This window comes from Bacillus glycinifermentans (genome assembly GCF_001042475.2).
GTDB classification, from domain to species: domain Bacteria; phylum Bacillota; class Bacilli; order Bacillales; family Bacillaceae; genus Bacillus; species Bacillus glycinifermentans.
The window spans coordinates 306696-315857 of the sequence record NZ_LECW02000012.1; the positions used below are offsets into that span (position 1 = coordinate 306696).

The following is a 9162-nucleotide window of genomic DNA, read 5'->3' on the forward strand; positions in this document are numbered from 1 at the left end:
TGCTTAACAATCCTCCGGGGTTTTGTCCCACCATTCGCTCCATTTTATTTCTTGTTCCTGTTCAGCCCATACAGAAGATACCATTCTACTGTATGGCTGCACCGGAGCAAGGCAAAGGCGGTACCCCCCGGTACTCGTACAGCCCCCGGATCGGCGGTTATGTATCCGGCGTTTAAATCCGTATTCGCTCCAACGCGGTACCGCTGCCTTGTGTGCCCTTAACGATTTGCGACAAATGTTGTCACGCTTTGAGCTGGAAGATGGGCCCAAAAATGATTGCCCGTTACATTGAGATTCGTTCCAGGTTGAAGATTGCTGCTGCTGCTCGTTATCCATCTAGATACCTTAGAAGCAGATCCATTCTGCAAAACAAAGTTTTGGTTGACCCCTGTGTTGCTTTTGTTAATGGCAACAATAATGACCTTGTTGTCACCTTTATAGGCTGACACGTAAACGTTCGCATTAGGATTTTTCGTTGCATCAACCCTTACATAGCCGGGACGCACAAACTTCGAGAAATGAGCCATATTGTAACCGCGTTTGCTGATCGTACCGTCTTCTTTCATAGGACCGTATGATCTGCGGATGTACCACCAAACATAGGCTTGAAAGTCTCCCTCTACCATCGAATTGTGAATATGATGTGAAACATCCAATGCCTCGGGCCAGCGGTCCGCAGAGTTATTGTCACTGTTCGGATAGTATACTTCCGTCATCCAAAGGTCCTTTCCCGCTCCTTTTTGTTTGAAAAGAGGATAAGGGAAATGACTGATCTGAGTACCATACAGGTGAGTGCCAAGAATATCCATATTGGCAAGAGCCTGCGGATCGTTCAAAATCGGGTCCGACATATTCTTCAAGTATTGAAATGACTCAGGCGCAATGACACGGGCATTAATCGAGCCGGCGTTTTCTCTCATAAAACGAAGCATTTCTTGCGGAGTCCACCACGTCCAGTCGTGTGCATAATCAGGCTCGTTTTGGACCGAAATCGCATAAAGATTCACACCATTATTCTTCATGAAGGTAACAAAATCATTAAGATGCTGCGCGTATGCGGCGTACTTATCGTATCTCAGCCGTTTAGCTGATGTGTCACCATTACGATTGAAGGTCTCAACCATATCGCTTGGAGGATTCCAGGGAGAAGCAAAAACGATTGCTCCATGTTTGATCGCACTCTTTGCAGTCTCCACTTCTCTGTACCAATTATTTCGATTTTCATCTACATGAATCCTTAAGATTGAAAAACCTAACTGATTCTTTCCATTGCCAAAAGCGGTTTCTCTTTGAGCTGCTGTCAAATCTCCAATCCAAGCCGAGTGGTTCATTCCTCCAAAACCGCGAATCACTTGTTTTTCTGCAGATAAATTAACTGTTACATCACTTGCTGCCAAAACTTCAGTAGCACCTGGCCCGGCTAACATTACTGACAGCATAGTGAAACATACCAATAATAAACAAATTGGTTTTTTTACGCATGAAACCATTTTTTCCTCTCCTTCATAAATCTGTGTTTTTTACGGTATTAGAAAAATCTGTTCTGTCTCCTTTTAAAAAGGTGTTTCTCATCTTTGAAACAGCCGTTATCATTACCTGAATATCCAGAATGGGGGGCTGCCCCGGCGTTGGTCAGTTCGCTTAAGCGGTGCCGTTACCGGTGATATCTTTGCGTAAACTGCCAGTAATCAAAATTAAACAAGTTGCCTGTACCTGTTCCGGTAAATACAAAGAAAACTTTGTGCACACCGGTTGCGCCGCTTACCGCAGTTTCTATTTCTCTCCAGGTTTGCGCTCCGCCTGTGGAAGGTACATTCAGGGTTCCTACAAGCTTACCGTTTGCACTGTCGAGACGTACTTCTATTTTCCCACCTACAGTGGATGCTACATTTGCTTTAAACGTCCTGGCACCACCCGCCCCGAAGTCTGCGTTTCCTACAGCAATCCAGTCTCCGTTATGAATATTTGTTACATGTTGATTATTTACTGGCCCGCCGGGTGCTGAAGACTTCTCTGTCAAAATGCGTCCGTTCCAGGCAAACGTTTCAGCTTCTACCCGGTTATATGGGTTTAAATTGGAAAGCTGTGTTACACCTGCATAATTTGCCGCAACTTCTTGAATGGATCCATCTGGATTATGCACCAGCTTATTAATATGGGGAGAACGGTATCCTTTGCCGGCCCCGAACAGAGCGGAACTGACAGTTTGAGCATGGTACACTACATACCACTCGTTTTTAAAATTGAAAACAGAATGATGGTTGTTTCCGCCACCTCCGAAAAATGCACCCGGATTTTTCAGGAAGTGCCCTCTATACGTAAAGGGACCCATGGGACTTGAACTGCTCATGTAGCCGATCTCACCTGGGGGTTTATCGGCCGGGTGCGTGCCACCGAAATTGATGCAATAGGAATAGTAATATTTTCCGTTATACTTATGCAATCCCGAATCTTCAAACATGAAAGGCGCATCAATTGTAGATGCACTTCCAACAACACTCGTCATATCAGGCCCCAATTTTATGACTCTTGCTGTTTTAGGATTGGCCCATTGTCCCTGCGTTGGATTTGAACCGCCAGGAACGCCTCCCCCGGCATACAGGTAACCGGTACCGTCATCATCTACAAATACTGCCGGATCAAAAAGCCATACAACACCAGACATTCCTGGCGTACTTGGCGTTACTAGTGCTTTTCCGATTGGGTCGGTCCATGGACCAATCGGGCTGTCTGCGGTGAGAACCCCGATACCTCCGCCGCTGTTTGCGAAATAAAGGAAGAATTTATCCTTTCCATTGATTTTTTTAACTGCGATTGACGGTGCCCAGGACGCACCTGCCCATTTTGCAATCCCACGGCCTCCATTAGCTCCATTGGCACCTGCTACCGGAATGGCTCCATGGTCTGTCCAGTTCGCCATATCCGCTGAAGATATGACGAATACTCTATTCAAATGGGCAAATGAATTATCCTTAATCGTTCCGTCTCTATTATATTCATAGTCATCACTTGACATATAGATGTAGACTCTTCCGTTATAGGTCAGCGCAGACGGATCTGCTCCCAAATGATGGTCTATAAGCGGATTTGAATTCCCTACATGTTTTGCAATTGTAGTACTGGCAGCAGACGCAGACTCCCCATATAAGCAACTCAATAATAAAGCAAGAACCCATAAACATACGCTACACTTTTTACTCAAAACTTAGCATCCTCCTTTTTCCTTAAAATAGGGGGTTTTTTAAAAAATTTGATGACAACAGGTTATGAAGAACTTGCAATGCTTATACAGCAATAGAGGAAACCGCCAGACCATGCGGCAGGATCCCTAAACTCTGCGATATCATGCCGATTGTATAGCTTTATTTCTTCTCGGAGTCGGACTTAAGTTCTTCCGAAAAGCGGACTTTGAGTAACGTCCGTCTTTCATTAGCTGAGCAATCGCCTCGGCATCTTTCGTGTCATTCCCGGCGGCAAGTTATCATCCGGCTCTTTACTTTTATTTCCGCAAAATTTTAGCATCAAGTTATTTGCAGTTCATATAAGATGACTGACTTATTGTCTTTGATTCTCACTCTTTGTCAATAACACCCCCATTAGAAAGCGTTTGCATTTATCCCCTGCTGTGAATCCAACTCTATTTTTTAGAATATTAAGAAAATTTTCTGCGAATCTTAAAATTCCTTCTTATGAACTAATTTCATTTTATTTCAAGGAAAACAGGTCATAGGTGTGAGGATATCCGCCTTATGGATAAGAGCGGGCACATTTTATTCAAAAATAAGTTGCAACGAATGGCATGAGAAATTACAAGATGGGGTGATTAACTTTTTTATTCTTTAGTGAATGTACACCATTGTTTTAGACCCTGAAAATTTTATGACATATAAAAAACCGCTGTATACAATCAGCGGTTTTTCCATCATTTCGCCTCGCCGGTCAAAAGAGTGTGTCACCCCTCCCTTGACCGCCGGTTTCATCACTATGTATGGAGACGGTGGGAGTCTATTAAACTAAATATCAATAGATTTAAAAGTATAACAAAGCGTTGATATATCAGCTTTTTGGCTAACTAAAAAAATCTGCCGTAAAACAAAAATTTTAAACTTTTGTGACCAAAATGTTACCACAAACTCGATGGTTGACAAGGGTTTGTTATAATAAAATCACCAACACAAAAGGGACGAAGGAAAATGAGTATCAACAAAATCAGATCAGCTTTATACAAGTTGGCCAAGATTTTGGGAGATGTAAACGCGGCGAAAAATGGAACGATCGGAAAGCGTATAGCTCGCCGCGCTGCCGGTAAAGCAACTGGCAAAATATTGGGCAAGCTGTTCAAGTAAAACTATGTAGAAAATCCCCCTCATTTGTTTTAAAATGTAAATGTGCGTTTTAAAACAAGAGGGGGTTTATTATGGCTTTATTTATTTCAATATTTGCTGCTTTTATGCTTATAGGAGCACTTATAGGTGTATTAATGCTAATCCCAGTTCAAACAAGAAAAGCTGGACTTCGGCTGGCTCTTTTTTGTATTATTATTTTACTTTCAATATCACTAATTAATAATTTTTTTCTAAAGCACAAAAATGAACCGGTTGCCACCATTACTCCAGAAGAGTATAAAAAAATAAAAGAAGGAATGACTTATGATGAAGTCAAAAAAATTGTTGGTGGAAAAGCGAAATCTGAATATAAAATTAATAAATATTCATCACCAGATTATGATTTTGATGGAGAGGGCGGCTTAGAAAATGATGCAACGGTATCTCTTCATTTTGTTGATGGTAAGTTAAGTGTCAAAAGTGAATATGGGTTAATTACTAAAAGTGATCAATCAGAATTAGATAACTCACCATATGTGGATGTAACGGACAATCCCGAAAATAAAATTAGAGAATTAGTAAATGAACATCTACATAACGTTTCTGTCGAAGATATTGAAGTCAATCAAGATTTGGGAACTGAAAAAAAAGATCAACTCATTGCATTGGTTCACCTATCCTTTGATCTTAAAAACTCATCAGAAACAACTAAAAATATGATTGAATTGTATAGTGAGGATTTAGCTGCTCGCCTTGCAGAGGAAGAAAGAAACATTAGTGAACTTTCAGTATTCTGGAAAGTCCCATACATAGATGAAGATGAAACTTTGGCGAAATTTTCTTTTAAAAGATCCGGTGAACAGATGGTGATAAGCGAAAGGAATTATTCTCAATCTTTAAATTAAATTATAAACCCATTCAAGAGGATGGGTTATTTTTCTTGTTGAGGATAGAACAAACGTTCCTATATAATCATCTCAAGGAGATGACACCATGAATGACAACTTGAAAGATCGTGGAACAATCAAATGGACAGCTATGATGCTGCCGGAACATGTCAGTTTGCTTCGGGAGTTAGAAAGCACCCATAACAGAGTAAAAAGGCCGGTGCTCGACATGGCCCAAATTGAAGACATGGAACGGGTGATATGTGAGGCGATGGAGTTTAATTCCCCGGTGAGGTTCGCTGTATTTAAGCCGCTGCCGTTTTTGAATGGAGCAGACACCGGGGAGATCATTCAAATAGAGGGGCATATCCATTACATAAATCAGATCCGCAAGGTTTTTCATGTCGTGGATTCAAAGGGAGACACGAATTTCATCAAATTTGAGGCCGTTTTCGGCGTGAAAATGAAATAGCCTCTAAACAAGTTTTTTCGTGCATAACGCTGTTAGAAGGCACTTAGCTGGACTTTATTAAACGAATGTATTTTAAATTTTCCTCAATGTGAAAAAAAATATTCTAACAATCAAATCCAAAAATTACATTTTTGACACTGTCCAATTGTGGGTATACTTAATACAGACGATTAAATTTAATTTATATAGTCATTTTAAAGGAACAAAAGGAAACGGCAAAGAATAAGAATATTTAACGACTGTTTGCATAACATTCTGCAACGGGAATAAATTATAACAAATATGCAATTCCACTTTACGATCAGAGGCAAAATATTGTATGATGCAGTTAACGATTTGTTTCTTAAGTGGCTATTTTAGGAAGGTGGGTTAACCCATGGCTACCAAAAGTTTCATTACGGATTTTAAGCTGAACGCGAAATCAGGTTATAAGTTGATCAATGCGATTGAGAATTCAAAAAAGGTTAAGCACACAATTAATCAAAGCACAACAGATGTTACAAAGAAAGAAGAAATCGATAGCATCATGAAAGCTTTTTTAGGGGAAGATTAATTAATGGCTTTAAAAATAATATCTCTTAATGATTTATTACAGACCCAAAGAGAGGAGGATATAATTAAACTCCTCTCTTCATTTGAAACTATTAAGATAAAATATAATCCAGGTGCTGATGATGTTGAGCACTTCATACATACCAAAGCTATTCAATTTGAAAAAATGGACTTATCGCGTACATACTTAATAATGTCTTCATACCAAGCTAAGCCTTATTTAGCTGGGTATTTTTCCATTTCTAATAGACCCTTAGTTATCCCCAAAAGACAATTTCAAAAATTATCTAAAAGTTTACAGAAAAGATTAATGGGTTTCGGTCACAAAACTCAACAGGCTACATATGAAATTAAGGGTTTTTTACTTGGACAACTTGGAAAAAATTACAACCATATTGCTCAAAAAGCAGGGAATGTCTCCGGAGAAGATTTATTAGAACTTACTTATAAAAAAATTTTGGAGGCTCATAGAATTGTCGGGGGAAGAATATTGTACTTAGAGTGTGAACATTATGATAAAATAAAAGATTTTTATATTCGAAACGGATTTAGACAGCTTGAAGAATATGAATCTGAAAATGGATTGTGTATGATGGTTAAACAAATTCAACATCTGAAAGAAGATTAATTTTTAAGGAGCCCTTCATAAAGAAGGGCCTTCTTTATTACTTCAATAGTGCTTCAAGTTTTGCCTTTGTTTTCGGCCCGTAAATACCATCAGCAGACAGACCGTGCATCAACTGGAACCGTTTGACCGCATTCGCCGTCTTCGGTCCGTAATAGCCATCAATGCCGTTATTTTTGGCGTCCTTGTCTGGATAGAAATAGAGGGCAGCTAACGCCTCCTGAATCTGCCGGACGGCCGTTCCCTTCATCAGTGGGCTTTTCACCTTATAGATACCAGACGGCAGCGTGTAGGATGATTTTTTGCCGCTTGATGATGATTTTTTCTTTTTCGCTTCAATGGCCGCGAGCGCCTTTTCGGTAGCCGGTCCATAAATGCCGTCTGCTGTAATCCCGGATTTCTTTTGAAGGGCTTTGACAGCTTGCACCGTTTCATCCCCGTAAGAACCATCCGCCCCGTATTTCGGCAATGAGAAGCCCGCAGCAATCAAACGTTTTTGCAGCGCCTTTACGCTTGATCCTGATGATCCTTTTTTAAGGATAGTCGTCCCTGTTGATTTGCTCGACTGGCTCGTGGGTGCCGTCGTGTTTGACACGGTTTTATTCCCAAGTAGGCTGTCGACTTTTTTCCGAAAAGCTGTGAGCTGGCTGGAATCGCTCACCCAAGGCGCCGGACAGTTTTTATTTGTCACATCGTAATGACGGACAATTTTGTTTGTAGAAAGTCCGTAACGCTTGCACAGATCGGCAACCAGTTCAGCAGCATTTTGAACGGTTTCGCTGTGAATCTTGCCGTTTTTTTCGACGCACATTTCAACACCGATTGCCGTCGTGTTGGCATTCGGCTTTAGGAAGCTCACATAGCAGCGGTTCCCGTCGTGTGCATGGTATGCGACTTCATTTTCAGGGATAATTTGCTGCGCTTCCTTGCGGTCTACAAAATAATGTGCTGAGGCGTAACGTTCGGCCGCGATACACGTTCCATTGAAGTAATTCCGCTCATTCAATGCAGAAGCGCCGGGTGTCGCCGTCCAGTGCATGACAATGCCTTTGACTCCTGACAATTTCAACCCCGGCCGGGTATATTTGTTGACCTTCACATAGTTTTTGACTACCTTAACCACTTGAATCACTCCTATTTTGTTTTAAATAAAAAAGGCTGCCGGGCGGCAACCTCATTTCGTTAATCCTTTTTGTTTTAGAACTTCTTTTTGCAGCTTTCCTTTGTTTGTGACATAGTTATGTTTCCACCAAGCGACGAGAGATGTGATGATAGTAAACACCGTTGATCCGGCCAAATACAAAGTGTCTGCCAGCGTGTTGACCTGGTCCTCGGTGACCGGAAGAGCAGCCTTCCCGAACATGATCAAAGTTTGGTTAATCAATGCAATAAAAAGAAGCACCGTGCGAACCACCGTGCCTTTGTCAAAGTTTTTCATAATGTGTTTTCCTCCTTATTTTTGAATAAAATTAATGAAAAGCGCCGCAATTCCGGAGATCACCAGCGTACAAACCGCTGTTATGATAGCGCCCGTAATGCTGCGCTTGATCCACGTGGTATTTTCCTCAATCTTGTTGAGCTTTTCATTGATGGACATAATCTGCTGATCGTGTCGGTCAGACGCCCTTTCCAGAGTGCTGACACGCTGTTCGAGCGTTTTTTGATCAGCTTTAAGCTCAGTGATCTCCTGCTTGAAGACGTCCAATTCATTTGTTTGCTGCATGTCCCTTAATCCTCCTGTTCTCACATCGTTTTCACCTCCTTTGAGGCAAAATAAAAACACCCTTATAGGGTGTGTGCCATGCCTAAGTCCACACTGACGGCGGGCTTATCATAACTCCGGCCTGTTATTTCTTCATATTCAGCCGGAGTGATCCAGTTAATTCTTACGTATTCCCGCATATCTTCATCTGTGTAACACCCCCAATCATAAAACTGTTTTATATCTGAGAAAGTTGGATACTTCATGAAGCCCCCCCGCCTTTCAGTGCTGAAATATCTGCCTGTAATTTCGCTATTTGTAAGGAAAGTGAAGCAGTCTGTTTTTTCAGCAAATCGGTAGGGCTCGGCTCCGGTGCAGGCGGCGTTACACTTTCTATATACTCTTTGGTTGCTGATTCGACCCATTCGTCTTTTTCCGGATCATACTTCGGAGCGTATATACCTTCGGGAACCGGGGTTGTCGTGCTATTCGCCGGCAATTCTTCACCGAAAAAATCGTCTTCGCCAGCATATTTGTAATTTTCATCGTAAAAAAGAACGTGCATGATACGTCCCTCCTCTACCATAACGGTATTGATT

Annotated in this window: 11 protein-coding genes and 2 pseudogenes; 5 read left to right on the forward strand and 8 right to left on the reverse strand. The window is 41.4% G+C overall.

The annotated features are described in order from the left end of the window. Window positions 1-218: 218 nt before the first annotated feature. Together xynC and xynD are read right to left on the reverse strand one after the other, a co-directional pair. Window positions 219-1490 (reverse strand): glucuronoarabinoxylan endo-1,4-beta-xylanase XynC, encoded by a 1272-nt coding sequence (gene xynC / locus AB447_RS09590; protein ID WP_048353311.1) that lies wholly within the window; start codon window positions 1488-1490, stop codon window positions 219-221. Between the two features lie 164 nt (window positions 1491-1654). After that, entirely contained in the window at window positions 1655-3202 is a 1548-nt protein-coding gene (gene xynD, locus AB447_RS09595; RefSeq protein ID WP_048353312.1) for an alpha-L-arabinofuranosidase, read from the reverse strand. Window positions 3203-4193: 991 nt separating this feature from the next. On the opposite strand from xynD, the gene AB447_RS26230 reads away from it, so the two are divergent. The 5 genes from AB447_RS26230 to AB447_RS09610 all read left to right on the forward strand — a co-directional run bounded on the left by AB447_RS26230 (window position 4194) and on the right by AB447_RS09610 (window position 6864). Then, a complete protein-coding gene (locus AB447_RS26230; protein ID WP_048353313.1) occupies window positions 4194-4346 on the forward strand; it encodes a hypothetical protein in 153 nt (50 codons plus the stop codon). A gap of 71 nt (window positions 4347-4417) precedes the next feature. Then, window positions 4418-5230 carry a hypothetical protein gene (locus tag AB447_RS09600; RefSeq protein ID WP_048353314.1) on the forward strand — a complete coding sequence of 271 codons (813 nt, stop codon included), beginning with the start codon at window positions 4418-4420 and terminating at the stop codon, window positions 5228-5230. Window positions 5231-5363: 133 nt separating this feature from the next. After that, entirely contained in the window at window positions 5364-5684 is a 321-nt protein-coding gene (locus AB447_RS09605) for a YolD-like family protein (RefSeq protein WP_048353328.1), read from the forward strand. 376 nt (window positions 5685-6060) lie between these two features. Continuing rightward, window positions 6061-6237, forward strand: a complete 177-nt coding sequence (locus tag AB447_RS26235; protein ID WP_164467501.1) for a hypothetical protein — start codon at window positions 6061-6063, stop codon at window positions 6235-6237. Between the two features lie 3 nt (window positions 6238-6240). Next, window positions 6241-6864 carry a hypothetical protein gene (locus AB447_RS09610; RefSeq protein ID WP_057957537.1) on the forward strand — a complete coding sequence of 208 codons (624 nt, stop codon included), beginning with the start codon at window positions 6241-6243 and terminating at the stop codon, window positions 6862-6864. A gap of 37 nt (window positions 6865-6901) precedes the next feature. Here the strand turns inward: AB447_RS09610 and AB447_RS26740 are convergent. The 6 genes and pseudogenes from AB447_RS26740 to AB447_RS09635 form a co-directional block, all read right to left on the reverse strand. Next, window positions 6902-7195: pseudogene (locus tag AB447_RS26740) on the reverse strand (peptidoglycan-binding domain-containing protein); the annotation flags it as partial. A gap of 24 nt (window positions 7196-7219) precedes the next feature. Beyond that, a pseudogene (locus AB447_RS26745) lies at window positions 7220-7900 on the reverse strand (peptidoglycan recognition protein family protein); the annotation flags it as partial. A gap of 135 nt (window positions 7901-8035) precedes the next feature. Continuing rightward, on the reverse strand, window positions 8036-8299 hold the full coding sequence (locus tag AB447_RS09620; RefSeq protein WP_048356294.1) for a phage holin: 264 nt from the start codon (window positions 8297-8299) through the stop codon (window positions 8036-8038). A 15-nt stretch (window positions 8300-8314) separates the two neighbouring features. Beyond that, on the reverse strand, window positions 8315-8584 hold the full coding sequence (locus tag AB447_RS09625; RefSeq protein ID WP_046129173.1) for a hemolysin XhlA family protein: 270 nt from the start codon (window positions 8582-8584) through the stop codon (window positions 8315-8317). A 62-nt stretch (window positions 8585-8646) separates the two neighbouring features. Continuing rightward, window positions 8647-8829, reverse strand: coding sequence for an XkdX family protein (locus AB447_RS09630; protein WP_048356293.1), 183 nt, complete (start codon window positions 8827-8829; stop codon window positions 8647-8649). Beyond that, window positions 8826-9162: hypothetical protein (locus tag AB447_RS09635; protein WP_241494764.1), on the reverse strand; the 337-nt coding region annotated here is incomplete at its 5' end. The genes AB447_RS09635 and AB447_RS09630, both read right to left, overlap by 4 nt.